This is a genomic window from Pseudoalteromonas prydzensis, assembly GCF_011050055.1.
GTDB lineage: Bacteria > Pseudomonadota > Gammaproteobacteria > Enterobacterales > Alteromonadaceae > Pseudoalteromonas > Pseudoalteromonas prydzensis_A.
Window position 1 is genome coordinate 19107 of sequence record NZ_DRGM01000145.1, and the last position, 25848, is coordinate 44954.

At 42.3% G+C, this 25848-nt stretch carries 31 protein-coding genes; 24 read left to right on the plus strand and 7 right to left on the minus strand.

Annotated elements, in window-relative coordinates:
* The first annotated feature begins 67 nt into the window (after positions 1-67).
* The 3 genes from leuC to ENH88_RS13975 all read left to right on the plus strand — a co-directional run bounded on the left by leuC (position 68) and on the right by ENH88_RS13975 (position 2829).
* Positions 68-1468, plus strand: coding sequence for a 3-isopropylmalate dehydratase large subunit (leuC, locus tag ENH88_RS13965; RefSeq protein ID WP_304182997.1), 1401 nt, complete (start codon positions 68-70; stop codon positions 1466-1468).
* On the plus strand, positions 1468-2067 hold the full coding sequence (gene leuD, locus ENH88_RS13970; protein WP_304182999.1) for a 3-isopropylmalate dehydratase small subunit: 600 nt from the start codon (positions 1468-1470) through the stop codon (positions 2065-2067). The genes leuC and leuD overlap by 1 nt, the downstream gene beginning before the upstream one ends.
* A gap of 168 nt (positions 2068-2235) precedes the next feature.
* Entirely contained in the window at positions 2236-2829 is a 594-nt protein-coding gene (locus ENH88_RS13975) for a hypothetical protein (protein ID WP_304183002.1), read from the plus strand.
* Between the two features lie 11 nt (positions 2830-2840).
* On the opposite strand, the gene ENH88_RS13980 is transcribed toward ENH88_RS13975, so the two are convergent.
* Positions 2841-3212, minus strand: a complete 372-nt coding sequence (locus tag ENH88_RS13980) for a hypothetical protein (protein ID WP_304183003.1) — start codon at positions 3210-3212, stop codon at positions 2841-2843.
* A 96-nt stretch (positions 3213-3308) separates the two neighbouring features.
* Here ENH88_RS13980 and ENH88_RS13985 point away from each other — a divergent pair, with 96 nt between their 5' ends.
* Entirely contained in the window at positions 3309-3752 is a 444-nt protein-coding gene (locus ENH88_RS13985) for a TerB family tellurite resistance protein (RefSeq protein WP_304183005.1), read from the plus strand.
* 16 nt (positions 3753-3768) lie between these two features.
* On the opposite strand, the gene ENH88_RS13990 is transcribed toward ENH88_RS13985, so the two are convergent.
* On the minus strand, positions 3769-4338 hold the full coding sequence (locus ENH88_RS13990) for an NADPH-dependent FMN reductase (RefSeq protein ID WP_304183008.1): 570 nt from the start codon (positions 4336-4338) through the stop codon (positions 3769-3771).
* A 125-nt stretch (positions 4339-4463) separates the two neighbouring features.
* Between ENH88_RS13990 and ENH88_RS13995 the strand changes: the two genes are divergently transcribed.
* A complete protein-coding gene (locus ENH88_RS13995) occupies positions 4464-5360 on the plus strand; it encodes a LysR family transcriptional regulator (RefSeq protein ID WP_304183010.1) in 897 nt (298 codons plus the stop codon).
* Positions 5360-5587: a hypothetical protein gene (locus tag ENH88_RS14000; RefSeq protein ID WP_304183012.1), complete on the plus strand. Its 228-nt coding sequence runs from the start codon at positions 5360-5362 to the stop codon at positions 5585-5587. Before ENH88_RS13995 ends, ENH88_RS14000 begins: the two co-directional genes overlap by 1 nt.
* Here the strand turns inward: ENH88_RS14000 and norR are convergent.
* Positions 5584-7158: a nitric oxide reductase transcriptional regulator NorR gene (gene norR / locus ENH88_RS14005; protein WP_304183013.1), complete on the minus strand. Its 1575-nt coding sequence runs from the start codon at positions 7156-7158 to the stop codon at positions 5584-5586. The two genes, ENH88_RS14000 and norR, sit on opposite strands and share 4 nt — an antisense overlap.
* A gap of 167 nt (positions 7159-7325) precedes the next feature.
* Here norR and ENH88_RS14010 point away from each other — a divergent pair, with 167 nt between their 5' ends.
* Positions 7326-8558: an NnrS family protein gene (locus tag ENH88_RS14010; protein WP_304183120.1), complete on the plus strand. Its 1233-nt coding sequence runs from the start codon at positions 7326-7328 to the stop codon at positions 8556-8558.
* 10 nt (positions 8559-8568) lie between these two features.
* Positions 8569-9750, plus strand: coding sequence for an NO-inducible flavohemoprotein (gene hmpA / locus ENH88_RS14015; RefSeq protein WP_304183014.1), 1182 nt, complete (start codon positions 8569-8571; stop codon positions 9748-9750).
* A 37-nt stretch (positions 9751-9787) separates the two neighbouring features.
* On the opposite strand, the gene ENH88_RS14020 is transcribed toward hmpA, so the two are convergent.
* Both ENH88_RS14020 and ENH88_RS14025 read right to left on the minus strand, forming a co-directional pair.
* Positions 9788-10441: an endonuclease gene (locus ENH88_RS14020; RefSeq protein ID WP_304183016.1), complete on the minus strand. Its 654-nt coding sequence runs from the start codon at positions 10439-10441 to the stop codon at positions 9788-9790.
* 131 nt (positions 10442-10572) lie between these two features.
* Positions 10573-11283 (minus strand): hypothetical protein, encoded by a 711-nt coding sequence (locus ENH88_RS14025; protein ID WP_304183018.1) that lies wholly within the window; start codon positions 11281-11283, stop codon positions 10573-10575.
* Positions 11284-11446: 163 nt separating this feature from the next.
* On the opposite strand from ENH88_RS14025, the gene ENH88_RS14030 reads away from it, so the two are divergent.
* Positions 11447-11827 carry a hypothetical protein gene (locus ENH88_RS14030; RefSeq protein WP_304183019.1) on the plus strand — a complete coding sequence of 127 codons (381 nt, stop codon included), beginning with the start codon at positions 11447-11449 and terminating at the stop codon, positions 11825-11827.
* Here the strand turns inward: ENH88_RS14030 and ENH88_RS14035 are convergent.
* On the minus strand, positions 11824-12267 hold the full coding sequence (locus ENH88_RS14035; RefSeq protein WP_304183022.1) for a PaaI family thioesterase: 444 nt from the start codon (positions 12265-12267) through the stop codon (positions 11824-11826). The two genes, ENH88_RS14030 and ENH88_RS14035, sit on opposite strands and share 4 nt — an antisense overlap.
* Before the next feature lie 121 nt (positions 12268-12388).
* Between ENH88_RS14035 and ENH88_RS14040 the strand changes: the two genes are divergently transcribed.
* The 6 genes from ENH88_RS14040 to ENH88_RS14065 all read left to right on the plus strand — a co-directional run bounded on the left by ENH88_RS14040 (position 12389) and on the right by ENH88_RS14065 (position 18458).
* Positions 12389-13183 carry a hypothetical protein gene (locus tag ENH88_RS14040; RefSeq protein ID WP_304183024.1) on the plus strand — a complete coding sequence of 265 codons (795 nt, stop codon included), beginning with the start codon at positions 12389-12391 and terminating at the stop codon, positions 13181-13183.
* 74 nt (positions 13184-13257) lie between these two features.
* The gene (gene lexA, locus ENH88_RS14045; RefSeq protein ID WP_304183026.1) at positions 13258-13875 is read left to right on the plus strand and encodes a transcriptional repressor LexA; all 618 of its coding nucleotides are present in this window, start codon (positions 13258-13260) and stop codon (positions 13873-13875) included.
* A 424-nt stretch (positions 13876-14299) separates the two neighbouring features.
* Complete coding sequence (gene coxB / locus ENH88_RS14050) at positions 14300-15442, plus strand: cytochrome c oxidase subunit II (protein ID WP_304183027.1); 1143 nt, start codon at positions 14300-14302, stop codon at positions 15440-15442.
* On the plus strand, positions 15443-17044 hold the full coding sequence (ctaD, locus tag ENH88_RS14055) for a cytochrome c oxidase subunit I (RefSeq protein WP_304183028.1): 1602 nt from the start codon (positions 15443-15445) through the stop codon (positions 17042-17044).
* Positions 17044-17571 (plus strand): cytochrome c oxidase assembly protein, encoded by a 528-nt coding sequence (locus ENH88_RS14060; protein WP_304183029.1) that lies wholly within the window; start codon positions 17044-17046, stop codon positions 17569-17571. The genes ctaD and ENH88_RS14060 overlap by 1 nt, the downstream gene beginning before the upstream one ends.
* An 11-nt stretch (positions 17572-17582) precedes the next feature.
* Positions 17583-18458: a cytochrome c oxidase subunit 3 gene (locus ENH88_RS14065; RefSeq protein WP_304183030.1), complete on the plus strand. Its 876-nt coding sequence runs from the start codon at positions 17583-17585 to the stop codon at positions 18456-18458.
* Here ENH88_RS14065 and ENH88_RS23160 read toward each other — a convergent pair.
* Positions 18358-18720, minus strand: coding sequence for a DUF2909 family protein (locus ENH88_RS23160; RefSeq protein ID WP_349768655.1), 363 nt, complete (start codon positions 18718-18720; stop codon positions 18358-18360). The genes ENH88_RS14065 and ENH88_RS23160 overlap by 101 nt on opposite strands.
* On the opposite strand from ENH88_RS23160, the gene ENH88_RS14075 reads away from it, so the two are divergent.
* The 9 genes from ENH88_RS14075 (at position 18674) to ENH88_RS14115 (ending at position 25843) form a co-directional block, all read left to right on the plus strand.
* On the plus strand, positions 18674-19414 hold the full coding sequence (locus tag ENH88_RS14075) for an SURF1 family protein (protein ID WP_304183031.1): 741 nt from the start codon (positions 18674-18676) through the stop codon (positions 19412-19414). The two genes, ENH88_RS23160 and ENH88_RS14075, sit on opposite strands and share 47 nt — an antisense overlap.
* A gap of 1 nt (position 19415) precedes the next feature.
* Positions 19416-19910 (plus strand): transmembrane cytochrome oxidase associated protein, encoded by a 495-nt coding sequence (locus tag ENH88_RS14080; RefSeq protein WP_304183032.1) that lies wholly within the window; start codon positions 19416-19418, stop codon positions 19908-19910.
* A gap of 17 nt (positions 19911-19927) precedes the next feature.
* The gene (locus ENH88_RS14085) at positions 19928-20917 is read left to right on the plus strand and encodes a COX15/CtaA family protein (protein ID WP_304183033.1); all 990 of its coding nucleotides are present in this window, start codon (positions 19928-19930) and stop codon (positions 20915-20917) included.
* Between the two features lie 8 nt (positions 20918-20925).
* Positions 20926-21834 carry a heme o synthase gene (cyoE, locus tag ENH88_RS14090; RefSeq protein WP_304183034.1) on the plus strand — a complete coding sequence of 303 codons (909 nt, stop codon included), beginning with the start codon at positions 20926-20928 and terminating at the stop codon, positions 21832-21834.
* Positions 21831-22451, plus strand: a complete 621-nt coding sequence (locus ENH88_RS14095; RefSeq protein ID WP_304183036.1) for an SCO family protein — start codon at positions 21831-21833, stop codon at positions 22449-22451. Before cyoE ends, ENH88_RS14095 begins: the two co-directional genes overlap by 4 nt.
* Before the next feature lie 168 nt (positions 22452-22619).
* Complete coding sequence (locus ENH88_RS14100) at positions 22620-22892, plus strand: STAS domain-containing protein (protein ID WP_304183122.1); 273 nt, start codon at positions 22620-22622, stop codon at positions 22890-22892.
* 9 nt (positions 22893-22901) lie between these two features.
* Complete coding sequence (locus ENH88_RS14105; RefSeq protein ID WP_304183037.1) at positions 22902-23264, plus strand: response regulator; 363 nt, start codon at positions 22902-22904, stop codon at positions 23262-23264.
* Positions 23265-23279: 15 nt separating this feature from the next.
* Entirely contained in the window at positions 23280-25361 is a 2082-nt protein-coding gene (locus ENH88_RS14110; RefSeq protein WP_304183040.1) for a chemotaxis protein CheA, read from the plus strand.
* The gene (locus ENH88_RS14115) at positions 25358-25843 is read left to right on the plus strand and encodes a chemotaxis protein CheW (RefSeq protein WP_304183042.1); all 486 of its coding nucleotides are present in this window, start codon (positions 25358-25360) and stop codon (positions 25841-25843) included. The genes ENH88_RS14110 and ENH88_RS14115 overlap by 4 nt, the downstream gene beginning before the upstream one ends.
* The last annotated feature ends 5 nt before the right edge of the window (positions 25844-25848 follow it).

Genomic DNA, 25848 nt, shown 5'->3' on the forward strand with positions numbered 1-25848 from the left:
GTATTTAAACAATTATTCACTCGCTGCACCGTCACGCGGCGAGTCAAACAAATTAGGGGATCAGCAAGTGGCCCAAACGTTATACGATAAAATCTGGCAAGCACACGTAGTTGCTAGTATTAATGAGCAAACCGACTTACTTTATATTGACCGTCATTTAGTACACGAAGTGACATCGCCGCAAGCGTTTGCTGGCTTGCGAGAGAAAAACCGTAAAGTACGTTGCCCTGAAAAAACCATCGCGACCATGGATCATAATGTATCGACTAAAAGCCGTTCATTAGATGCCGCCAGTGAAGTATCAAAAAACCAATTGATGGCGCTTGATGCCAACTGTAAAGAGTTTGGTATTGTACTTTACGATCTAAACTCAATTAACCAAGGCATAGTGCATGTAATGGGGCCTGAGCAGGGGATTACTTTACCGGGCACTACCATTGTTTGTGGTGATAGCCATACCTCTACTCACGGTGCATTTGGTGCACTGGCACACGGTATTGGTACGTCTGAGGTTGAGCACGTACTAGCAACGCAAACGCTACAACAGAAAAAAGCCAAGTCATTAAAAATTCAAATTAATGGTGTACTACGTCCAACGGTTACAGCCAAAGATTTGATCATGGCGGTGATTGGTAAGCTAGGTACTGCGGGTGGTACAGGTTATGTGGCAGAGTTTTGTGGTGAAGGCATTGCAGCACTGTCAATGGAAGCGCGTATGACATTGTGTAACATGAGTATTGAAATGGGCGCTAAAGCGGGTTTAATCGCTTCAGACCAAATCACTTATGATTACTTAAAAGGCCGCCCATTTGCCCCACAAGGCGATGATTTTGAAGCTGCAGTTGCTTATTGGGAAACCCTAAAAACTGACCAAGGCGCGCAATTTGACTTAGAAGTTGAGCTTGAAGCGAGCAGCATTCAGCCGCAAATTACTTGGGGCACCAGCCCTGAACAAGTTATTGGTGTTGATGAGTGCATTCCAGATCCCGACCAAGAGCCTGATTTGATCAAAGCCGATGCGATCCGCAGTGCGCTTAAATACATGGGTTTAACAGCTGGTGATAAGTTATCGTCAGCGACGGTAGATACGGTATTTATTGGTTCATGCACCAACAGCCGTATTGAAGATTTACGCGCTGCAGCACAAATTGTTGAAGGCAAAAAAGTGGCCGCCGGTGTAGAAGCGTTAATCGTACCAGGTTCTGGTTTGGTAAAAAAACAAGCTGAAGACGAAGGCTTAGCCGATATTTTTAAAGCGGCTGGCTTTGAGTGGCGTGAGCCGGGTTGTTCAATGTGCTTAGCAATGAATGACGACCGTTTAGGTGCAGGCAAGCGTTGTGCATCTACGTCTAACCGTAACTTTGAAGGCCGCCAAGGCCGTGGTGGCCGCACCCATTTAGTGAGTCCTGCAATGGCCGCAGCGGCAGCTATTCATGGTCGCTTTGTTGATATTAGAGGAGAAGCCTAATGAGCATTTTTTTTAGTGGCTTAATGGCCCCACTTGATAAAAACAACGTCGATACCGACCAAATCATTCCCAAGCAGTTTTTAACCTCAACCAGCCGTGATGGCTTTGATGCGGCGTTGTTTTATGATTGGCGCTATTTAGATAACGGCGAGCCAAACCCTGCGTTTATTTTAAACCGACCATGTTACCAAGGCGCGCAAATATTACTAACCCGTGATAACTTTGGCTGTGGCTCATCACGTGAACATGCACCATGGGCGCTTAAGCAATATGGCTTTGAAGTAATTTTGGCGGAAAGCTTTGCCGATATATTCTTTAATAACTGCGGCAATAACCAGATGCTAGCTATTGCACTACCCGCGCAAACATTGGAAGAGTTATTTGTACTGAGTGAACGGCACGACGATATTCATATCGACATTGATCTTGAAAATCAGGTGCTTACCAGTAACAAGTTTGTGCCAATCAGCTTTGATATTCGCAAAGACGTAAAAGAGCGTTTATTAAGCGGCTTAGATTTTATCGGCGTGACCGAAACGCTAAACCCGCAAATTGATGCTTTTGAAAAGCAATTAGCCGCAGCTAGACCTTGGCAGTAAAGGTTTAAAAGTTATTAAACAATGAAACGCGGCTCAGGCCGCGTTTTGGTATATCACTTGCTAATCTTTCTCCTCGCTAACTCGCACCTTATGGCCTATTCACCGCGATTACTTCCTTTGTATTTATTTACACGCTAAGCTGCTCTTTTATATTTTTTGGAACATGCTATGAAATTATTAACTGCGGCGACCTTATTACTGGCGTCTACGGCGGCGTTTGCACGTCCTGCGCCTTTGGTATCTATTCCAAGCCATGATGGCTTTTTTGATAATATTGCTGCTCACTGCGGTAAAGCATATGAAGGAACTGTCACGGTTGATAATGCCACAGGACCAAGTTCGTTTGCCGGTAAAAAATTAGTCATGCATGTTCGTAAATGCACTGATAGCGAGTTACAAGTGCCGTTTCATGTCGGTGATGATGCATCGCGTACCTGGATCATTACTAAAACCGGCAGTGGTTTGAGTTTAAAGCATGATCATCGTCATCAAGATGGTACTGATGATATCTCGACTATGTATGGCGGCCACACGGTTGACGCGGGTTTTGCTAGCGTACAATCGTTTCCTGCGGATCAATATTCAAAAGAGTTGTTTGTCAGCCAAGGTATTCCACAATCAATGGGTAATACGTGGCAAATGTATATTTACCCTGAAACGTTTACTTACCGTTTAATTCGCCAAGGTCGTGAGTTCCGTGTGGATTTTGATTTAACCAAACCAATTACACCACCGGCTGCGCCTTGGGGCTATAAAGATTAAAAAAGCAAAGACTAATCTTTTGTGGCTTCTGTCTCACATTGCAGTAATACCGTTAAGGGTGGCTGATATTTACGGGGTTTGGTTGGGAAACGATCGTACTCTTGTACGCCGTCAGTCACTTTTAACATAAACGGGTTACCGCGGCATAGGCGGTTAGCATGGCGTAGTAAAAACACGCTTTGATTTTTAAAGTGTTGATAGTCGTCAGATTGAATTTCTAAATGGTAGTTATTTGCGTCTAATTTTGTTTGGTAATAATGTACTTTTTCATCAAAGTCATAGAGCTTTTCGGTTGCACCTTTTTCAGCCAACGCGACATTACAGCCCACTAACAGCGCTAGCGTTCCTATAATTATCAAGCAATTTGCCACCTTTCCTTTCATAAACCTTTAGCTCCATTATTGTATTGAGCACGCAATTTAACTACAGTGGTGCATCAAGTTATGCTGTAAGTCTAACACCCAAAAAGGGAAAATGTGATGTTCAAACAAATTAAACAGCTTTTTTCGTCATTTAATGAACAGCCATCAATGATGCAAGAGCATGATCTGAAAACGGCGATAGCAGCATTATTGATTGAGGTAATGCGTGCCGATAGTGAGCAACAAGCAGATGAACTCCAGACGTTAACGTTAACTTTAAAAAAGTATTTTAATTTAAGCGAAGAAGACGTTGCACAATTAACAGAGCAAGCTGGTAGCAGTTTGGATGAAGCGATTGATTACTTTCAGTTCTCTAAACAAATTAATGCCCAATGTAGTGCTGAGCAACGTATTGAAATTATCGAACTGCTGTGGCGTTTAGCCTATGCCGATGGCGAGCTTGATCCGCAAGAAGAATATGTGATCCGCCGCGTAGCCAGTTTATTGTATGTAACTCATGAAGACTTTATCGCCGCTAAATTAGCAGCGACAAAGCTTTAGTCAGTGGCGTAACCGCTTACTTATTGAGTTTGCTAGTAACACTGACGAGTTGCTGCGCAAGACCAGCTACTTTCTCGGCAGTTACAGGGTCGCTAATGCGGCCTGTTTCATCCAGTACAGTATGAATCGCAGGTACGGCAAGTTGATCTGCCAATACTAGGCTGCCAATACCGGATAAAATATCACGTACATGGTTTAAGCCACGCAATCCACCTAGTCCACCCGGTGATGAGGCATATAACGCTGTAACCTTGTTACGAAATGCAGGTACAGCACCTTGCTCTGTACGTGATGCCCAATCAATGGCATTTTTAAGTACCGCGGTGATTGAACCGTTGTATTCAGGGCTTGCCAGTAAAATACCATCAGCAGCGCGAAGTTTGTCTTTTAGCAGCTGTGCACCAACGGGTGTGCCTTGCGCTTCAATGTCTTCGTCAAACATGGGTAAGTCTAAATCGGCCAGTTTGATCACTTCTACTTCCGCACCGCTTTCTAATGCAAAGCGGGCTGCTTCATTGATCAATTTTTGGTTAAAGCTGTCTTTACGTAAGCTGCCTGCTAAGGCAATAATTTTTGGTGCAGTCATGGTGTTCGCCTTAATTAATCTAGTTAGTTTGTCTGTTACGTACTTTAGCAAATATTTACTTGCAGAAAAGCCAAATAAACGCAAAACTTATGTGCATATACGCACACTGAAGATTAAGGATAAGTATGGCGATTCAATTTGATGACTGGCAAGACGTAAAAGTAGCCTATGAAGTTGCGCGGTTGGGTACGTTAACCGCAGCGGCTGAAAAGCTCAATGTCCATCACAGCACGGTACTTAGGCGGGTTAATAATTTAGAACAAAGCTTAAATGCGCGTTTATTTCATCGCCACGCTCGGGGGTATAAGGTCACTGAGATTGGCGCTAAACTCTTTACAGCAGCACAGTCTATTAATAGTGAGCTTGAGCGCTTACACAACGATATTATTGCCGCAGATAGTACTTTGCGTGGTAGTTTGTTGCTTACGACGGTCAGTGGTTTTATAGATGTACTGAGTGATGTGTGTGAACAGTTTCAAAGCTTACATCCACAGGTGCAGCTGGAAGTCATTTTAGATCAAAAACGTTTACGCCTTGATCATGGCCAAGCACATATTGCAGTACGCGCGGGTCCTCGTCCTGATGAGGGTGATTACATCGCCCAACATCTAGCGCACTTGTCGTCAGGGTTTTATGCGTCAAAACGTTATATTGAAAAATACGGAATGCCAAAAACGTTAAAGCAATTACCACTGCATAACTTTGTTTCTGGAGTGGCCGGCTACAATGGCAAAGTACCTTATTTCGCGTGGGTTGATGAAAATATTCCTACAGAACAAGTGAAATTACGGGTGTCTGAAACCTCAGAGGCCACCCGTGCGATTGTTAAAGGCTTGGGAATTGGCGGGATGCAGCATGACGTCGCTGCGCAATACCCTGATTTAGTACCGGTACTGGCAAGCGACTTAAGCTGGCCTACGGACTTATGGTTAGTGACGCATCATTTAGTACACCGTACCGCGAAAGTGCAAGCATTTAGTCAGCTATTAAAAGCGTACTTTAAAGAGCATAAGTTAGGTTGATGTGGCATTACAAAAACCTTGGTGATGCGATGTTGGCAGGCCCAGAGCTGAATCAAATAAAGCACAGTGCTGGTGCTAATCTGCGGCTATTTGTGCGTTATATCACGAAACATGGTTTGCATTGTGAAGTTATCGTGTATTTCCCGCCAGAAGCGAAAAGCGTGGCTAAACAATGCTTAGCCACGCCCTGTGTAGCGCCAAATGAAAGTGATTTAACGACCCTTTAAATTACGCATGTCTTTTTGACTGCAATCCCCAAACGCTTAGCGAGCCTGACTAGGTTTGCTCGATCAACCTGTAAAGTGCGTGCAGTTGCAGCCCAATTAAATTCATGTTGTTCTAGCTGTTGGCTGATTAAATGCTGTGTAAATGTATCCGTTGCTTGTTTGAGCGAGAGATTTTGGCTATTTATCTTATCGTTATCGGCAGTTGAAATTGCGACTGATACAGGATTACTGGTACTGAGGTTAAGCTCACAATGTACTGGTTCAATAGTAATTATTGCTTGCTGCCACTGACTTTGTTTGGCTTTTAATGCAGCACGGCTGATCACATGTTCAAGCTCGCGTACGTTACCTGGCCAATTGTACTGGGTGAGTAGTAGTTGTGTTTCAACACTGAGTTTTAATTGTTTGATAGCCAGCTTGCGGGCGGTTTGTTCTACAAAGTAGCCTGCCAGTAAAATAACATCATTTTCACGTTGTTTAAGTGGTGCAACGTTGAGCGGATAAACACTTAAGCGATGATATAAATCGGCGCGAAAGCGTCCTTCGGCTACTTCATTTTTTAAATTGCGGTTAGTTGCAGCAATAACCCGTACATCAACGTACTTTACTTCATCTTCGCCCACGGTTTGAATTTCACCACTTTGCAATACCCGTAATAATTTACTTTGCATAGCCAGTGGTAGTTCGCCTATTTCATCTAAAAACAGCGTGCCACCATCTGCCAGCTGAAACTTGCCTTGACGTGCATTATGGGCGCCGGTGAAGGCTCCTTTGGCGTGGCCAAAAAACTCACTTTCGGCGAGGTTTTCTGGTAATGAGGCACAATTTAAGTGAATTAGTGGCATTTCGCTGCGCTTTGAATGTAAGTGGATATTACGTGCCACTAGCTCCTTACCGACCCCAGTGTCTCCTTGGATCAACACACTAAACTCAGAAGCTGCAACGAGTTTGATGTCATTTTTGAGTGTTTGTATCGCAGGGCTGTGGCCAATGATCTCTACACCATTGCGGGTAAGCGCTGCACGGTTTAGCTCTTGTACTAAAGCGTTGCTATGTTGCGCGTGGTTTTGATATTGCTGTAATTGTAAGGTGGTCTGTAAATGTGCAGCACAAAGTAAACTTAGTTGTGCTAAGTCAGCTAGATTTAAGTTATCGAATGCATTGGCATCAAGGCTGTCTAGAGTGATCACCCCAAGCAAAGTATTAGCGCTATTAAGTAGCGGTATCCCTAAGCAAGCATGGACAGGAATATCACCCGTTTTGCTCGATAGTAGGCCATCATAAGGATCTGGAATTGGGCAATCGTGAGCAAACTGCAACGGTTGTTTGGCATTACAAATAGCGTGTAACCGAGGGTGCTCATTAATCGCAAAGCGCCGCCCCAAGGTGTCGGGCATCAGGCCATGAATTGCTTGTGGCTTTAATACATCGCCTTGCAGGGTCAGTAATGCAATCGCGTCACTTGGGATCAGTTGTTGAATGCAATCTATAAGTTGCTGAAAAGGCTGTGCTTGAGTATTCACTTGAGCAAGCGTAACGGCAGTATTCAATAAGCTTTGATTATCTATCATGTCAAAATGACTTAAACGTGTTTATTTGTCTTTTTTGATGCTGAGTCATAAAGACTTACTTGTCAAACGTTAAATGGTTAATCTATTGAATTTTAATGTATTTAAATGTTGGCTTGGTCTGTGCAATAGCAGGCTATAACGATTCAATAGGTGAGTTTAATAAGCTAATGCGACCAATCAATGTAACCGAGCCAATGTCCGAGCAAGTGCATTTCTATCAAGTGAGTCAATGGCCATTATGGATGTTGGCATTTCGGCCTTATTTTTTAGCGGCGGGTATGTTGGCTGTTTTATCTATTGGTTACTGGTTATTGATCTTAACTGGTCATGCAAGTTGGCAATTAGCTATGCCAGCAACGCTTTGGCATGCTCATGAAATGATGTTTGGTTTTGCAGGCGCAGTCGCGGTAGGGTTTTTATTAACAGCAGCACAAACTTGGACCGGGGTTGCGAGTATCAGTGGTAGTAAATTGATGTTACTTACACTGCTGTGGCTAGCTGCGCGTGGGGCATTTTTTATAACTGGCACGGGCATTGAAAACTTTAATTTATATGCGTTGTTATTGCTCCAATTGCTTTGGTGGTTAGGCGCCATTATGGCGTTGGCTAATATGTTGTTTAAAGCCAGTAACAAAAATAACTATCAATTTTTGCCGATGCTAAGTGCGCTGTGCGTACTGAATATGATTTATTTATGGTTAGTTATTGAACAAAATATGTTACTTGCATTGGCCGTGGTCGATACCGCGGTGTTGGTAATGACCTTATTTGTTGGTGTAGTGGCTGGGCGCGTATTACCGTTTTTTACTGCGCGAGGCCTTGGTTTAACTGAGCAAGTGCGTACTCCACGGTTAGATAAAGTACTACTTTATAGCTCAATATTTGCCGTTGCACTTTATTTTATCAGTCAGTTGTTCATACCAACAGTGAAACCTGGTTGGGCGCTGGGTCTAGTTGCTGTGCTGCATTTTAGTCGTTCATTGGTATGGTGGCGCAGCGCAGTGCTCAAAGTGCCGTTATTATGGTCGCTGCATTTTTCATATTTGGCATTAGGGTTTGGCTTGGCATTACTCGCGCTAAGTTTTTATAGCCCCATCATCTTGTTTAAAGATGCGCTGCATATGATCACTATAGGCACGATTGGTATGATGATTTTAGCCATGATGACGCGGGTATCTCATGGTCATACTGGGCGTCCTTTAACGATTCCTCATTTTATCGCTGTGGCGTTTGCTTTAGTGCTTGTTGCAGCAATCATTCGTTCGTTATTACCTGTTGTTATTGGGCCACACATTGCATGGCAGCTGAGCGCTGTGCTGTGGATCGTGGCATTTTCGTTGTTCTTACTCCACTGTATTCCTATTTTAACGCGGCGTCGTGTTGATGGGCGTAGTGGTTAAAGGAAGTTGTATGTTATCTGATAAAACGATTGAAATCGTTAAAAGTACCGTGCCGTTATTAGCGCAAGCGGGCACCGTAGTTACCGAGCATTTTTATAATCGCATGTTTAGCCATAACCCTGAGCTGCAAGATATTTTTAATATGACTAACCAGCGCAGTGGCCGTCAGCAATTTGCACTGTTTAATGCGCTGGCCGCCTATGCGCAAAATATTGATAATTTAGCGGTGTTAAAAACAGCGCTGGCACGTATTAATCATAAGCATACCAGCATGCATATTTTACCTGAGCATTATCCAATTGTTGGAGGCCACCTAATTGGCACCTTAAAAGAGCTACTTCCTGAACAATTTACAGCCGAAGTTGAATACGCATGGCGCGAGGCATACGCACTACTTGCTGATATTTGTATTACTGAAGAGGCGGCCTTATATGAGCACAGTAAAAATAATCATGGTGGTTGGGCGGGTACTCGTGAGTTTGTTATTGCTAAAAAACACCGTGAATCTGAACTAGTAACCAGTTTTACCTTAGTTCCTGTTGATGGCGAAGCCGTGATAGCGCATAAACCTGGCCAATATTTAGGCATTAAGGTGAAACCCGATGATGCACAATATAATGAAATTCGTCAGTATTCAATTTCCCAGCAAAGCAACGGCGAGAACTACCGCATTAGTGTGAAAAAAGAAGTACAGCCAGCTGCGGGGATTGTGTCTAATTATTTGCATGCACTCGATGAAGGTCGTGTCATTGAGCTTTACCCGCCAGCAGGAGACTTCTTTTTACGCGCGAACAATAAGCCAGTGGTGTTAATTTCTGCTGGGGTTGGGCAAACGCCGATGCTAGCAATGTTGCAAACATTATTGAGCGATCAATCAAATCAACCTGTGACTTATTTACATGCATGTGAGAATCAACAACAGCGTTCATTTAGTGACTTTTTATTTGCCCAAGCCGCTGCACACTCACGATTAAATCATTATACCTGGTTGAATCACGGTGGTGAGGGCGCTGACTTTATTGGTTTGATGGATGTAAAGCGTGTTGCAGAGCAATTACCGCTCACACAAGGTGATTTTTATATTTGTGGCCCAACGGGCTTTATGGCGGCAATTAAACAGCAATTAATTGCCCTTGGGGTAGATGCCACACGCATTCATTATGAGGTATTCGGCCCACATCAAGCTATTTAGCGCGCAGTAACAAGGCGCGACATGCGCCTTTGATATTTTAGAGAACGGTGTTGCTCTGTTGCGCTGCCAAAGCTTGGTTTTGCCATGCGGTAAATAATTTTTGCTGTTTGTCGGATATTTTTAAACCGTAGGTTTTTTGCATATAAAAATAAGCATCGGCAATGCGCTTGCGGGCATAAAAGGGCGGTTCTATTACTCGCTGTTTAAAATCGACTTTCACTTGGCAACTGCCATATTGGCTTGCGTTGCCTGTAATCATGCCAAAACGATAGTTAGAGCGGTCGGCATTTATCTCACCAATTGCTGGAGCCAAATTATTAATATCGGCTTCCATTTTACGAAACTGTGCACTGGTTTTAATGCAGTTTTTTCGGCCGCCATTTTGCCAACATTGCAGTTGGTGGCCAAATTCCCAGGCCGGCACTATATGTTCCCATTCAATCCGAACGGCACGGGCGTTGGGCTTGCCTGAGCGTGTTATGGCATTACGAGGTACATAACCGCACGCATTCGGGTCGGGCACCAGTTTTTTGCCTTGGCGCTTTATATCGCAGCCACAGTAAATACTTTTAGCATCGTTGGGTAAGGTTTTTATAAGGTGTTTTTTGGCGCTTGAGAAGCTAGTAAATTGCTCCGCGTAGAGGTTAAAACTCAGGCAAACAAAAACTAGCGCAAGAATAAAATGCGGCATATCCAATCACTTTAGTGTACAACAGGAGGCGCTATTTTCGAGTGATTATTCAACGAGGTAAATCAGTTGAACGGTGTATGTTGATAAAAATGCAATGACATAACAGACAAGGCAATCGCCATGCCTTGCTACTATTTACTGTAATGTTTACGACGGCGCAGGCGTAGATTTTGTAGTAAAAGTAGTATGCCCGTGATGCAAAACAGTACGCTAGTGGCTGAAAAACTAATCAGTAATGGGTTATTAAAGTCTTCACGCTCATCGTAATCCATAATATGTAGCATCCAGAAAAAGTCGAATATGCGCCATATTGTGCTGCGAACGCTAATAACTTGGCCATTAATTGCAGATAAATATAAAGTTGTACTCCATCGATCATCGAATTGCACTTGCCATAGGTTTGCTTTGTAGCCCACTTCTCTGGGGCCGGCTTCAAGTTGTATGGCGTGTTTTACAGCTGCGTTAATTAACAGGTGAGCTTGAGCATTGGCAATAATATTCTGCTGCGTTGGCGCAGCTAATGGTTGACCGGTGCGGCCATTAAAGCTCGACTCTCCTTGGCTGGTAGCAACAATAATAATCGGGGTAGTTAAAAAATGACTATAAGTGATCCGCATTGGCTCACTTATTTGTGCAACAATGCTATCGAGTGAAACCGAGTAGTCTTGACGCTGAAATGGATTATCTAATTGCCGTGCCGCTAAATGTTTACCGTGTACTTTTGCAAGTGGTATTGCACTCATTACTAAGCCGCCTAGCAACCATACAAAAATTTGTAGCGCTAATAAGTAACCTAGCCACTTGTGGAGCTTACGCGCATATTTAAAAATGCGTTTATTCATTACTACTGCCTGCTTGTTATTATTAGGGCGCTATTCTATAAATTATATCGAGTTTGCCAATGTGGCAAATTGTCGCAGATAATAAAATCCACAGTTGATTTGGTATAAATGTGAAATTAGGTTAAAGTTTGCGTTGTTATTAACGTAGGGTAAAAATGAAACAATGTCGGAAATTCAATTTTTAAATGTAGATCTAGAGCTTGAATCAAAGCAAGATATTAGCTTGCTAGTTGCGGACTTAAAAAAAACTGCTGTGGTTTTGCATTATGATAAAGATGAGTACCGTCAACTTGCACGTATTGAGTCTAAACTAGAGGTTACTTCACCAGATAAAGCAATTAACCATTTATGTGAATTGATTGAGTCTTGCTCGCGCAATGCATTAAAACAGTGGTTATCATGCTCAAAGCGCACCTTTGATATTGGCTTTGAATCTGGCACTTCGCCAAAATGCTTTAATCAAGCGCTCAGTGCCGATACTTTATTGCGTATTTCTGCGATTGGTGCAGGTATTGAAATTACAATTTATCCACTTTCAAACTAGCCTTTACGCTCTACAACTGCTGCGGTCATTCTTGATACGCAGCACAGTTCCCCACGACTATTAGTGATTTTTACTTCCCATACCGATGTGCGCTTGCCTAAGTGCAGTGGCCTTGCTATCGCGGTTAATATACCATTACGTGATGCTTTTAGATGGTTGGCGTTGATCTCTTGGCCAACACAATAAAACTTCGTAAAATCAACTACAAAGTTTGCAGCATAACTAGCCACCGTTTCTGCAAGCACAACATTTGCGCCGCCATGTACCATGCCCATCGGGTTGTGATGAGCAGGGATTGCAGGCATGGTTGCTGCTAAATAATCATCGCCTATTTCACTTATTTCAATGCCCATGGTTTTCATTAATGTGCCTTGACCACTTATGCCGTCATCAAGTTGTTTACATTGCGCTAGGGTGATCGGTTGATACCAAATACTCATCAGTCTACCTCATTAATTTATTTACTAAATCAGTCTACACTTTTAAACATTTTTCTACAGTTAAGATCATAAAAATAGCTAAAATGTACCTTTATTATGTATTTGTTAATAGGCTTAAAGGATGAAGTTAAACGTACTTGGCTTTAGTGCAATACTGCTTGTGAGTGTACTTGCTCAGGCTCCAGTTGTAGCTGCTACACAGCATCAACTGGATATTGGTTTTACCGATCTTGCCGGTTTAGATGAGTCATTTTTAGGCGCGCGTTATCGTTACTTTGCTCAAGATCTTGAGTCTCTAACTGGACCATATGAATTTAAAGCCCACTTAAATCGAGTGAATAACTATGCTGTTGGCGGATTCTCGAATGGTGATTTTAACTATTTAAATATCGATGCTGCCGCTTATGGCCCTGAGGGGTTAGTTATGCAGGCCAGCCTGCAAAGGATCTCCGATGATAACAAAGATTGGCGAGATACCGATTATTTAGTAAGTGCAGCACTTGGTAAGCAGATGAATGAACAGCTGCAACTTGGCTTTAACGCTTATTACAGTCGAGCTGAAAGCTACAATATTAACTGGCAGCAGAACACCGAAAACGTCTCGGTAGAGTGGACTTATGCGCCTTATGTGCGCTGGACTGATATTGATAATAACCAAGGTTGGGATTTAGAGTTAAAACAATTAGCGGGACGTTATCGCTATGTGCAAGGACGGGCATTTTATTATGTAAATCAGGCATGGTCAGTAGGATTAATTGCCAATATTCGTAATACGGATAACCTCAGTGACAACTATGAACTGCAAACACAATATTGGTTTAATCAACATGTCGCATTAAAATTAGGTTTAGGCTCAGCGCTTGATTCCGGAAGTGGCTTAAATAGTATGAGCTTGTTATTAACGGCGCGATTTTGAGCCAATTTATATTTGCGATTTTCAGATAACTGTATATACTCACAGTTAAATGTACTGTATGGAAAACCAGTTGTATGCGCCCATTAACGAATCGCCAAGCTCAAATTCTCGAACTTATTAAAGTATTTATTAAAGATACCGGTATGCCGCCAACCCGTGCTGAGATTGCGCAAACGCTAGGTTTTAAAAGTGCTAATGCAGCGGAAGAACATTTAAAAGCACTGGCTAAAAAGGGCGTAATTAAAATGAAGCCCGGTGCTAGCCGTGGTATTCAGTTGGTTGAAGAAGAAGAGCCAGAACAACTTGGTTTACCGCTAATTGGTCGGGTAGCGGCTGGTGAGCCAATCTTGGCACAACAGCATGTTGAGAGTCACTGCCAAGTTGACCCATTATTATTTAAACCAGCAGCAGACTTTTTATTACGAGTGCAGGGCATGAGTATGAAAGACATTGGCATTATGGATGGTGATTTACTGGCAGTACACAGCACTCAAGTTGCGGAGAATGGCCAAGTGGTGGTTGCCCGTGTTGATGATGATGTAACAGTAAAGCGCTTTGAAAAAGCAGGTAAAAAAGTTTTTTTGCATGCCGAAAATGATGAATTTGCGCCTATCGAAGTTGATCTTGAGCATGAATCTTTCAATATTGAGGGATTAGCGGTTGGAGTGATCCGTAACGCTGATTGGATGTAAGTTTTTTGTTTACTATTTTGCACCAAATTGGTGAAGTTTGGTGCTTTGATTTTTTTTACCTCTTTAATGGCTAAATTTCATACTTAGCTATGCCCCTCAAGCCCTTGTCAGCTCTACTTATACGTTACTTTTAGCCCACTACTACTCCCCTTCATTACAAAATAACGCGCTGATTTCTAGTTATTATTTATGCACCAAAAGAGAAATTAATTACTCCTAAAACTTGCTAATTGTTCGTTTTTTAACTAATTGGTTAATACACTGTGTTAACACTTGTCTTTAAAAGTTGCGAAGTTTTACGCAAAAGCACTTTCCAGAGGCAGAGTTAATTACCAGTTACAATAAAAAAATAACGAATTGGCGTGAAAAAGCAGTGCCGCCTTTTCGCTTTGCGTCTTGCAATAGCATCAAAAGGAGCCGTCACATGGGTAAACTGAGCTCTACCTTGTGGCTTATATTACTTATGCTTCCGCAGCAATTGTTGGCTAATAGCCAATTTAATATGCGCGAAGGTGTAACCGATATAAGTAATAATGTTTATCAACTGCACATGACTATATTTATTATTTGTTGTGTGATCGGGGTGATTGTATTTGCCGTTATGTTTTGGGCGTTAATACATCACCGAAAATCAAAAGGGGCAATTCCAGCCCAATTCCACGAAAGCACTAAAGTTGAAATACTTTGGACTGCTATTCCATTTGTTATTTTGATTGGTATGGCAATTCCTGCCACAAAAACCTTAATCGCGATGGAAGATGCGAGTAAAGCTGATCTGACCATCAAAATTACTGGTTCACAATGGAAATGGCATTATGAGTATATGGGCGAAGATGTGGCTTTTTACTCTATCTTATCGACTCCGCAAGAACAAATAACTAATCAAGCGGATAAAACGACGACCTACTTACTTGAAGTAGACAAGCCCTTAGTCTTACCGGTTAACAAAAAAGTGCGCTTTTTAATGACTTCAGATGATGTGATCCACTCTTGGTGGGTGCCTGATTTTGCGGTGAAAAAAGATGCTAATCCAGGGTTTATCAATGAAACGTGGACGAAAATTAATGAAGAGGGCATTTATCGCGGGCAATGTGCAGAACTATGCGGCAAAGATCACGGCTTTATGCCCGTGGTTGTGGAAGCTAAATCTGAGCAAGACTTTGCCACATGGCTGGCTGATGCTAAACAAGCGAAGCAAAAAGCGGCCGCCGCGGATGCAGCGTTACTAGATCAAACATTATCGAAAGAAGAGTTAATGACGCTGGGTGAGCAGGTCTATATGGCAAGTTGTGCAGCATGTCATCAACCTACGGGTATGGGGTTACCGGGGGTGTTCCCCGCAGTTAAGGGCAGCCCTGTTGTACTTGGTGATATTAAAGATCATATCGATGTAGTAATACATGGTCGCCCAGGCACTGCGATGCAAGCATTTGCTAAGCAGCTATCAATTAAACAATTAGCTGCGGTTATTACCTATAAACGAAATGCGTGGGGTAACGATACTGGCGATGTTATTCAACCGAGTCAGATTCAAGCTGAGCTTGATGCAACATCGGAGGCTAAATAAATGAGTAGCGTAATAGAACAACACGATAATACAGCTGCACATCATGATGATGGGCATCATCACGGCGCAAAAGGGTTTAAGCGCTGGTTATATACAACCAATCATAAAGATATCGGCAGTTTATATTTAATCTTCTCGCTCACCATGTTTTTAATAGGTGGCGCCATGGCTATGGTGATCCGAGCTGAATTATTCCAGCCAGGACTGCAGTTAGTCGACCCGCACTTTTTTAATCAAATGACCACAGTACATGGTTTGATCATGGTATTTGGTGCGGTTATGCCTGCCTTTACAGGACTGGCAAACTGGATGGTGCCCTTAATGATTGGCGCGCCAGACATGGCACTGCCACGGATGAACAACTGGAGTTTTTGGATTTTACCGTTCGCGTTTTTAATTCTATTAGCGTCATTGTTTATGCCTGGCGGCGGGCCTGCATTTGGTTGGACTTTTTATGCACCGCTCTCCACCACTTACAGTAATGATAACACTGCGTTATTTGTGTTTGCCGTGCACATTATGGGTATCAGCTCAATTATGGGGGCAATTAATGTCATTGTGACCATAGTGAATATGCGCGCACCAGGGATGACCTGGATGAAACTCCCGCTATTTGTTTGGACTTGGCTAATCACCGCATTTTTACTAATAGCAGTTATGCCAGTATTAGCTGGGGCTGTGACTATGGTGTTGACTGATAAATACTTTGCTACTAGCTTTTTTGATGCCGCTGGTGGTGGCGATCCGGTGATGTTCCAACATATCTTTTGGTTTTTTGGTCACCCTGAAGTGTATATTATGATCCTGCCAGCCTTTGGTATTATCTCGACCATAGTGCCGACCTTCTCTCGTAAGAAATTATTTGGTTATGCCTCTATGGTATATGCCACCTCCTCGATTGCCTTATTAAGCTTTATTGTTTGGGCGCATCATATGTTCACCACTGGTATGCCGGTAGCCGCTGAATTGTTTTTTATGTATGCAACTATGCTGATATCGGTGCCAACGGGGGTAAAAGTATTTAACTGGGTAGCCACTATGTGGCGTGGGTCAATTAGTTTTGAAGTGCCGATGTTATTCAGTATTGCGTTTATCGTGTTGTTTACCTTGGGCGGTTTTTCCGGTTTGATGTTGGCGATTACCCCTGCTGATTTTCAGTATCACGATACCTACTTTGTAGTTGCGCATTTTCATTATGTATTAGTCACAGGCGCGGTATTCTCAATCATGGCAGGTGCCTATTATTGGCTGCCGAAGTGGACGGGGCATATGTTTAATATCACCTTAGCTAAATGGCATTTCTGGCTATCTTTGGTGAGTGTGAACGTACTATTCTTCCCTATGCACTTTGTTGGCCTTGCTGGTATGCCACGGCGAATTCCTGACTATGCACTGCAATTTGCTGACTTTAACGCCATTATTAGTCTTGGTGGGTTTGCCTTTGGCTTATCGCAATTGCTATTTGTGGTAGTGGTATTTAAGTGCGTAAGAGGTGGCGATAAAGTGCCAGCGAAGGTGTGGGATGGCGCCGAAGGGTTAGAGTGGGAAGTGGATTCTCCTGCGCCATATCATACCTTTGAAACACCGCCGGAGATCAAGTAATGAGCCACGCACCACTGCTTAAGCGCTTAGTGTTGATATGCCTAGGCATGTTTGCTTTTGCCTTTGCCTTGGTGCCGTTATATGACGTTTTTTGTGATGTAACAGGACTTAATGGCAAACCATCCTTAGAGCAAGCAAAGCAAAGCACCAGCATTAATGAAACACGCGAGGTGGATGTGAGTTTTACTACCCATGCACAAAGTGGTGCACCGTTTGCGGTGCAATCAGCTGAATACAGTGTTTCAGTGCAGCCCGGAGCAATGCGCGAGGTACTGTTTAAAGCAAAAAACCTCAGCAATGAAGATAAAGTTATGCAGGCGGTACCTTCGGTATCGCCAGGAAAAGCAGCCAAATACTTACATAAAATGGCCTGTTTTTGTTTTGATCAACAGCCATTGAAAGCCGGTGAAGAGGTAGAGTTTAAATTACTTTTTTACGTCGATACGCAGTTACCAGACGATGTAGAAGAGCTGACTTTATCGTATACCGTGTTTGATATTAGTAGTCAGTTAGTGGCTAGTAATTAGGAGCAAGTGAGATGAATCAAAATTACGAAAAATACTATGTGCCAGCACAAAGCCCATGGCCTATTGTGGGAGCTGTGGCGCTATTTTTAATTGCTGTAGGTGCCGCATTGACGGTTATGCAGCTAGGCTCCGAGGGGGGCAGTGGTCATTACATACTTTACGGCGGAATAGCAATTTTGCTCTACATGCTATTTAGCTGGTTTAAGAATGTGATTGAAGAATCACATCAAGGTTTGTACTCAGCACAAATGGATCGCTCGTTTCGCCAAGGAATGAGTTGGTTTATTTTCTCTGAGGTGATGTTTTTTATGGCCTTTTTTGGCGCGTTGTTTTATGCGCGAATGATCTCAGTGCCTTGGTTAGGTGGTGCGGGCAACAACGCGATGACCAACGAAGTTTTATGGCCAACCTTTGAAGCTATGTGGCCGTTAGTGACAACCCCAGCTGGGGGCACTACACAAGCAATGGGGTGGCAGGGTTTACCATTAATAAACACATTAATCCTACTGACTTCATCGGTGACGTTGCATTTTGCGCATGTGGCAATGGAAAACAATAAACGTGGCCCACTAAAAGTCTTTTTAGGCTTCACTATTTTACTTGGCGTTGTATTTTTAGGGTTGCAAGTTGAAGAGTATATTCACGCCTATCAAGACTTAGGGCTTACTTTAGATGCCGGTGTGTATGGCAATACGTTCTTCTTATTAACCGGTTTTCATGGCATGCACGTGACTCTCGGTACCATTATTTTACTGGTGGTATTTTTTAGAATTTTAAAAGGTCATTTTAGCCCTGATAAACACTTTGCATTTCAAGCGGCTGCTTGGTATTGGCACTTTGTGGATGTGGTTTGGTTGTGTTTATTTGTGTTTGTATATGTGTTGTAGGGTTAGCATTTGGATAAATGTATCCTAACTTCAACGCTGCAATAACAACAACGAGCACTACGACAGAAAACAACACGCGGCGGCCTAAATAATGTGACATTGGCCGCCCATTATCTCGGCCTGAAACCATAATAAACAATGCTCTAAATAAGTTAAAAAGTATAAACAATAACAACAGTACAATAATAATTTTAATAATCACTGGGTTCACCTTTATGCAGTTAATTTTATGGCGTAAACAAAAGCTTAGCTCAATTTTCATCGTTTGCGTGGTGATTGTTGTGGTATTGGTGTGTTTACGTTTAGGTTATTGGCAAATGCAACGAGCAGAAGCTAAAACACAGCAACTTGCTCATATCGCCAGTGTTCAAGCGCGAGGTGTAATGGATTGGCCGCAAGTGCAGGCACTGCCTAGTGACTGGAACAAAACCGGAGTTCAGGCAACTTTAACCGGTACGATAGATAATAATTACTATTGGTTATTAGATAATCAAGTTTATCAAGGACAGGTTGGCTACGATGTGTTAACGCTGTTTAAACCCGCAACCAGCAAAAAACCGCTATTAATTAATCTTGGTTGGATTAAAGCTCCGCTTTCACGCGAGCAGTTACCGGCTATCGAGTTACCGAATCAACCCATCACAATCAATGTGCAACTGAAGCAGGGTAAGCTCAGTGGTTTCACCTTAGATAACGCCTCAATAAACAAGCTCGAAAATGACAGTTGGCCAAAGCGAGTACAAACCATAGATTTGCAGTTATTCACCCAACAAGCAGAGCAAACGATGGTTGATTTTATTGGCTATCGTCAAGGTGCTGGTGATGAGCTAGGGATACCGCATTATCAAGCTGTGGTGATGAGTCCACAAAAGCATTATGGCTATGCCGTGCAATGGCTATTAATTGCTTTGGCGTGTGTTGTGGTGGCTATTTTTGCCAGTAAAAGAAGGAATTAAAATGAAAAATAAACCCATGGTAATTTTTATCGGATGCTGTTTAGTGCCTTTAGTACTGGCTTATTTAGCATTAAAGTTAGACTGGATACCCTCTGCATCGACCAATAACGGTGAGTTTTTAACAACAGAAGTAAAAATTAAAGATTGGCAAAGTACAGAGCATAAACAATGGACTATTGCGTTAAATCATCCTGAGCAATGCCAGCAGCCATGTGCCGAGCAGTTGCAAGCGCTTGATAATTTATATGTGGCGCTTGGTAAAAACCAAGGCAAGGTTGATATGGTTATTTTAGGTGCCGCACAGCAAACAGCGACCCCTTGGCCGCAACTAGCCAGTATTGATGAGCTGACGCCTGCTAGCCTCTATTTAATCGATCATATGGGCTTAGTGGTGTTGCAATACCCGTATCATGATGAGCCGCAACAAAATCGATTAACGCAAAAAGGTCTGCTCCAAGATTTAAAAAAATTACTTAACTATTCGCGTTCTAGCTGAGCAAAGGAGTGTTAACTATGTATAAAAATTATAAGCACTTAGTGTTAGCCACTTTTCTGTTATCAATTTTGGTTGTTGGCTTAGGCGCCTATACGCGCTTAAGTGATGCTGGCTTGGGGTGTCCTGATTGGCCTGGTTGTTATGGCTTTTTAACCGTACCAAAACATGCAGCTGATTTAGCTCATGTAGAGCAAAGCTACCCAGATATGATGTTTGAAACCGCCAAAGCGTGGAAGGAAATGATCCATCGCTACTTTGCTGGAGCACTCGGCTTACTTATTTTGGGGTTATTTATTTTGGCTTTTATAAAGCGTCAGCATCCAATCATGCCGGTTAAATTACCATTTTTGTTACTTGCCTTAGTTATTTTTCAAGCTGCGCTTGGGATGTGGACGGTCACTATGAATTTGCAGCCATTAATCGTGATGGGCCACTTATTAGGTGGATTCAGTATTTTATCATTGATTACATTGCTGTATCTGCGGCTAACGGCGAAACCAATTTATGGCGGTGATACACCTGCACGGCGTTACTTTAAACTTAGTTTAGTGGCTTTAGCGGTGTTAATAATGCAAATCGCACTCGGTGGCTGGCTTGCTGCTAACTATGCCGCGCCGCACTGTAATGGCTTACCATTGTGTAGTTATGGGCAACCGTTTTCACTGAGCAGTGTGTTTCAATTGCCGTTAGAGCACAGCACCTATGAATACGGTGTGTTATCGCAGCAAGCCAGAATGTCGATTCATTTACTACATCGGATCTGGGCGTTAGTTACTTGTGTGGTGTTAGCGCTGATCATGTGGCGTATTTATAGCCGCGCAATTTCAAGAAAAATTAAACAGTGCTGCGTTGCAGTATTGGTCGCACTACTGTGCCAAATTTGTTTAGGCTTGGCGGTTGTGCATTGGCATTTTCCGCTAGGCGTAGCACTGGCACATAATTTAATGGCTGCCATACTATTGTTAACGGTAGTTCGTTTATGTTTTTACTTAAAAGCACGTACTTAGGGGCAGTTATGACACAATTAATAGCAATAACAAAGTTAGCACCTAGCCAAATTAGCGGCTTAATAAATGATTATTTAGCAATCAGTAAATTTAAAGTAGTCGCCATGCTGGTATTAACTGCATGGGTTGGCTTAGCACTTGCGCCCGATGTTGGCCGCGGTATTGGCGTGCAATTTATTAGTTTATTGGGGATTGGTTTATTATCTGCGGCGGCGGCCGTGATCAATCATGTGGTCGACAGCGAAATAGATAGTAAAATGGCACGAACTCGCCATCGCCCAGTGGCTAAAGGTCGGTTATCAAAATTGCATGCATTAAGTTTTGCCGCAGTCATTGGAGTGAGTGGGTTTCTAATGCTGATGATCTGGGCTAATACTTTAACAGCCATATTAACCTTATTTGCCTTAGTTGGTTATGCATTTATTTATACCTCATTTTTAAAGCGTGCAACACCGCAAAATATTGTTATTGGTGGGCTTGCTGGTGCAATGCCGCCATTATTGGGCTGGGTGTCTGAAACTGGACAAATGGCGGCAGCGCCATGGTTACTGGTGATGATCATATTTACCTGGACTCCACCGCATTTTTGGGCGTTGGCAATTGCGCGTAAAAGCGATTATGAGCGTGCCAAAATACCTATGTTGCCTGTTACCCATGGCATCGACTTTTGTAAAACCTGCGTAGTTGCTTATTCAGTGTTACTTACCTTAGTGTGCGTGCTGCCTTATTTAATTGGCATGTCGGGGATTATCTATTTGATAGCAGCTACCTTGCTCAATAGTATGTTTACGTATAAGGCAGTAAAACTCAAATTGGCAGGAAATGACGATACGGCAATGGATTTATTTCGTTTTTCGATTATTCATTTAATGTTACTCTTTGTCGCCTTATTTATCGATAAATGGTTTGTTATATGAATAACTTAGCAGTTAAGTGTCGACCTGTATGGTTGACCCTAGGTTTACTGTTATTAACGGCATGCAGTGATAGCGCGATACCTGAAGTTGAAGCTTTAGTATACGAACAAGCACGGCCGTTAAGCGACTTTACCTTGCAGGACCAAGACGGTCAGCAAGTGACGAAGCAAACATTACAAGGCCAATGGAATTTAGTGTTTTTAGGTTATACCAGCTGCCCTGATATCTGCCCACTGACATTAGCTAAACTCAAAGGTGTCTATAACGCATTGCACGCTGAGTACCCACTGCAAATTTGGTTTTTAGCGGTTGATCCAAAACGCGATACAACAGCTAAACGCAAAGCCTACATTGATTATTTTAATCCTGATTTTTTAGCCGTTTCAGGGGAACATAAAGATTTATTTCCACTGGTGAGGGAATTGGGGTTAATTTACGCCATTAGCGACAGTGATGAGCAAGAATATGCCGTTGACCATAGTGCTTCAATTGCTATGGTTGACCCGCAAGGAGCGGTAAGAGCTATTTTTAAACCTGAGTTTAAACAAGGTAGTGTACCGTTAATTAATGCTAAATTATTAATAACCGAATTTAAGCAGATTGCGGATCATTTTTAATAAAACAAGTATATTTTAATTATTGTAGAGGAGCGTTGAGCTCCTTTTTACTGTTCATTTATTCCCCTATAAATAATTTCACTCTTTTTTTAACGCATTTATGGCATTTTTACTAACTCAGTCTAAGCTTTTGTTATGAATTGGTTAAACATGGAAAGTGCGAAAAATATGTTAAAACTTCCTGCTGAACTAGTAATCACTCAAGTTGAAAATTTACACCAAGATTTATTACAAGAATTACACCGCAATGATGATGTGTGCCTCGATATAAGTGAGGTTGCACGCGCAGATACCGCCTCAATTCAACTATTGTGTGCTTTGCAAAAGCACTTGCTGTGCTTACAACACAAAATTATTTGGGTTGGGCAAAGTAAGCCTTTAAGAAATGCCATTAATCGCTTAGGCCTAAGTGAATATCTAATACTTGAAAATGCGGAATAAGGGGTTTATATGAAAAGAATTTTAGCCGTGGATGATTCTACGTCGATGCGTCAAATGGTGAGTTTTACACTGAAAAAGGCGGGTTTTGAGGTCACTGAGGCAAAGGACGGCAGCGAAGCACTGAACATCGCAAAACAACAAGGTTTTGATGCGGTGATATCGGACGTCAACATGCCGGTAATGGATGGCATCACTTTGATCCGAGAGTTGCGCACCTTACCAAACTATAAATTTACGCCATTGCTAATGCTAACGACAGAATCGGGTATGGATAAAAAAGTAGAAGGGAAGGCTGCTGGTGCAACTGGCTGGATAGTTAAACCCTTTAATCCTGAACAGTTATTAGCGGTTTTAAAAAAAGTGATTCGCTAATCTAGGGGATGGGGTATGAGTATAGATTTAAGTCAATTTTTTGAAGTATTCTTTGAGGAAAGTTTTGAAGGCTTAGATGCCATGGAAGCTGAGTTATTAAACTTGGTGCCTGGCGAAGAAGATTTAGAAACAATCAATACCATTTTTCGTGCTGCGCATTCTATTAAAGGTGGCAGTGGTACATTTGGTTTTAACTCTGTGTCTGACTTTACTCATGTGCTCGAAACCCTATTAGATCAAATTCGTGAAGGGAAACGAGAGCTTAGCGCAGAGCATGTTAACCTATTACTTAAATCAGTTGATTGCTTGCGGGAGTTACTTCGTAGCTTACAAGCAGAGCAAGAACCTAATTTAGCAGAAGCTATCGATCTCAGAATTAAGTTTGAACAGATTTTAGGGGTAAACCAAGCCGATAACCATACAGCTGAAGTCGATGCTAATCCCGTTCAACTTGCCCTGAACACTTATCAGATTGATTTTAAGCCTCATCGGCATTTATTTAAAACTGGCAATGAGCCACTGTATATGATCAGTGAGCTTGCTGAGCTGGGAGATTTAGAGACTCAAGCTTTCAGTAATGAGATCCCTGAGATTGCAGATTTAAGTGTCGAAGATTGTTTTTTATCTTGGCGATTCTTTTTAAATACAGCAAAAACAGAGAGTGCTATTCGAGAAATATTTGAGTGGGTTGAAGATGACGCTGATATTACCATTGCGCTATGCGGTGGTTTATTTGCTGAAGATGATACGCAAATTACAGCACTTGATACGACTGAGATAAACCTTAACTCAACCCCTGCAGCTGTCAATGTTGCTGCAGTGAAGCCGATAAAAAAAAGCACCGCAATTAAGGCAAGCACCCCAGTTGCAGAATCAACTTCAATTAGAGTCGGCATAGATAAAGTTGACTCACTTATCAACATGGTGGGCGAGCTGGTTATCACTCAAGCTATGTTAAGCCAAATTGGTCAACAAGAGATAACCGAAGCGACTATCGCCTCTTTGCAGGAAGGTTTAGCGCAATTGGCTCATAACACTCGCGATTTACAAGAAAATGTAATGCGCATCCGAATGTTACCAATCAGCTTTGTATTTAGCCGTTTTCCACGTTTGGTAAGAGATATTTCGCAAAAGCTGAATAAACAAGTTGAGCTAAAACTGCTAGGAGAGCAGACCGAGCTTGATAAAACCGTGATGGAAAAAATATCAGATCCTATGGTGCACTTAGTACGAAACTCGCTGGATCATGGACTAGAAACGGTTGCACAGCGCCTTGCAGCGGGTAAAGACCCGGTTGGTAAGGTAACGCTTAATGCGTTTCATCAAGGTGGCAATATCGTTATAGAAATCATGGATGACGGCCAAGGTCTTAATACGGCAAAAATAAAACAAAAAGCGGTTGCCAATGGGTTAGTAAGCGAAGCTGATGAATTAGGTGATGATGAAATTAATGAGCTTATTTTTATGCCCGGTTTTTCAACCGTGGATGAAGTAAGTGATATATCCGGACGTGGTGTTGGTATGGATGTGGTGAGACGCAATATCCAATCACTCAATGGCTCTGTTGAAGTGTCATCAGCCGCAGGTGTCGGATCTACCTTCACTATTCGCTTGCCACTTACCTTAGCTATCTTAGATGGCCAGTTAGTTCGAGTCGCAAAGCACACCTATATTATTCCATTAATCTCTATTGTTGAATCATTACAAATTGATATCAGTAAAGTCAGTCGAGTGGGTAAAGACCTCGATGTACTTAGGCTACGCGATGAATATATTCCTATCTTGCGTTTATACAGTATTTTCAATCATCCAGGCGCGATAGAAACACTCGATAAAACCTTATTGGTGGTAGTGGAAAGTGATAATCAAAAAATTGGCTTATTAGTTGATGATTTATTGTCGCAACAACAAGTAGTGATCAAAAGTTTAGAAGCGAATTACCAAAAAGTAGATGGTGTTTCAGGTGCGACTATTTTAGGAGATGGGCGAGTTTCACTGATTGTCGATATTAGCGGCTTAATTAAATTGTCAGGACTAAGAAAACCCGGTAGCCAAGAATTGATAATTGAATCGCAAGCCAACTTGGAGGCGTCATGATCTCTGCGCACAGCGAATTAGATAACAAAATAATGCTTGAACAGGCGCAAGGGGTTAAGCAATTTTTAACCTTTATTATGGCTGATGAAGAATACGGTGTTGATATTTTAACCGTTCAAGAAATTCGCAGTTGGGAAGAGATCACTGAAATCCCAAATGCTCCCGATTATCTCAAAGGGGTAATTAATCTACGTGGCACCATAGTGCCGATTTTAGATTTAAGATTGCGTTTCGGCTTAGCGATGATTGACTATGGACCGCTAACGGTAGTGATCGTGGTGAAAGTCATTTTTGAGCAAAATAGCAAGATTATGGGAATGGTAGTCGATGCCGTATCTGATGTTTACAGTATTGTAGAGCAAGATGCGAAGACGGTGCCTAACTTTAGCGGCTCGGAGAATACTGAATTTATCGCAGGGTTAGTGAATGTCGGTGAGAAGATGGTCGCGTTATTGGACCTGCAAAAAACAATGAATATTTAGCCAAA

Excerpts from the sequence above, each read along its gene's own strand:
- ENH88_RS13975 (WP_304183002.1), top strand. The coding sequence starts at position 2,236 with ATGAAATTATTAACTGCGGCGACCTTATTACTGGCGTCTACGGCGGCG.
- ENH88_RS14075 (WP_304183031.1), top strand. The coding sequence starts at position 18,674 with ATGCAGTTAATTTTATGGCGTAAACAAAAGCTTAGCTCAATTTTCATC.
- lexA (WP_304183026.1), top strand. The coding sequence starts at position 13,258 with ATGCGCCCATTAACGAATCGCCAAGCTCAAATTCTCGAACTTATTAAA.
- ENH88_RS14010 (WP_304183120.1), top strand. The coding sequence starts at position 7,326 with ATGCGACCAATCAATGTAACCGAGCCAATGTCCGAGCAAGTGCATTTC.
- norR (WP_304183013.1), bottom strand. The coding sequence starts at position 7,158 with ATGATAGATAATCAAAGCTTATTGAATACTGCCGTTACGCTTGCTCAA.
- ENH88_RS14085 (WP_304183033.1), top strand. The coding sequence starts at position 19,928 with ATGTATAAAAATTATAAGCACTTAGTGTTAGCCACTTTTCTGTTATCA.
- ENH88_RS13990 (WP_304183008.1), bottom strand. The coding sequence starts at position 4,338 with ATGACTGCACCAAAAATTATTGCCTTAGCAGGCAGCTTACGTAAAGAC.
- ENH88_RS23160 (WP_349768655.1), bottom strand. The coding sequence starts at position 18,720 with ATGAAAATTGAGCTAAGCTTTTGTTTACGCCATAAAATTAACTGCATA.
- ENH88_RS13995 (WP_304183010.1), top strand. The coding sequence starts at position 4,464 with ATGGCGATTCAATTTGATGACTGGCAAGACGTAAAAGTAGCCTATGAA.
- ENH88_RS14040 (WP_304183024.1), top strand. The coding sequence starts at position 12,389 with ATGAAGTTAAACGTACTTGGCTTTAGTGCAATACTGCTTGTGAGTGTA.
- ENH88_RS14115 (WP_304183042.1), top strand. The coding sequence starts at position 25,358 with ATGATCTCTGCGCACAGCGAATTAGATAACAAAATAATGCTTGAACAG.
- ENH88_RS14035 (WP_304183022.1), bottom strand. The coding sequence starts at position 12,267 with ATGAGTATTTGGTATCAACCGATCACCCTAGCGCAATGTAAACAACTT.
- ENH88_RS14030 (WP_304183019.1), top strand. The coding sequence starts at position 11,447 with ATGTCGGAAATTCAATTTTTAAATGTAGATCTAGAGCTTGAATCAAAG.
- ENH88_RS13985 (WP_304183005.1), top strand. The coding sequence starts at position 3,309 with ATGTTCAAACAAATTAAACAGCTTTTTTCGTCATTTAATGAACAGCCA.
- ENH88_RS14110 (WP_304183040.1), top strand. The coding sequence starts at position 23,280 with ATGAGTATAGATTTAAGTCAATTTTTTGAAGTATTCTTTGAGGAAAGT.
- ENH88_RS13980 (WP_304183003.1), bottom strand. The coding sequence starts at position 3,212 with ATGAAAGGAAAGGTGGCAAATTGCTTGATAATTATAGGAACGCTAGCG.
- coxB (WP_304183027.1), top strand. The coding sequence starts at position 14,300 with ATGGGTAAACTGAGCTCTACCTTGTGGCTTATATTACTTATGCTTCCG.
- ENH88_RS14000 (WP_304183012.1), top strand. The coding sequence starts at position 5,360 with ATGTGGCATTACAAAAACCTTGGTGATGCGATGTTGGCAGGCCCAGAG.
- hmpA (WP_304183014.1), top strand. The coding sequence starts at position 8,569 with ATGTTATCTGATAAAACGATTGAAATCGTTAAAAGTACCGTGCCGTTA.
- ENH88_RS14020 (WP_304183016.1), bottom strand. The coding sequence starts at position 10,441 with ATGCCGCATTTTATTCTTGCGCTAGTTTTTGTTTGCCTGAGTTTTAAC.
- ENH88_RS14065 (WP_304183030.1), top strand. The coding sequence starts at position 17,583 with ATGAATCAAAATTACGAAAAATACTATGTGCCAGCACAAAGCCCATGG.
- cyoE (WP_304183034.1), top strand. The coding sequence starts at position 20,926 with ATGACACAATTAATAGCAATAACAAAGTTAGCACCTAGCCAAATTAGC.
- leuD (WP_304182999.1), top strand. The coding sequence starts at position 1,468 with ATGAGCATTTTTTTTAGTGGCTTAATGGCCCCACTTGATAAAAACAAC.
- ENH88_RS14095 (WP_304183036.1), top strand. The coding sequence starts at position 21,831 with ATGAATAACTTAGCAGTTAAGTGTCGACCTGTATGGTTGACCCTAGGT.
- ENH88_RS14060 (WP_304183029.1), top strand. The coding sequence starts at position 17,044 with ATGAGCCACGCACCACTGCTTAAGCGCTTAGTGTTGATATGCCTAGGC.
- ctaD (WP_304183028.1), top strand. The coding sequence starts at position 15,443 with ATGAGTAGCGTAATAGAACAACACGATAATACAGCTGCACATCATGAT.
- ENH88_RS14105 (WP_304183037.1), top strand. The coding sequence starts at position 22,902 with ATGAAAAGAATTTTAGCCGTGGATGATTCTACGTCGATGCGTCAAATG.
- ENH88_RS14080 (WP_304183032.1), top strand. The coding sequence starts at position 19,416 with ATGAAAAATAAACCCATGGTAATTTTTATCGGATGCTGTTTAGTGCCT.
- ENH88_RS14100 (WP_304183122.1), top strand. The coding sequence starts at position 22,620 with ATGTTAAAACTTCCTGCTGAACTAGTAATCACTCAAGTTGAAAATTTA.
- ENH88_RS14025 (WP_304183018.1), bottom strand. The coding sequence starts at position 11,283 with ATGAATAAACGCATTTTTAAATATGCGCGTAAGCTCCACAAGTGGCTA.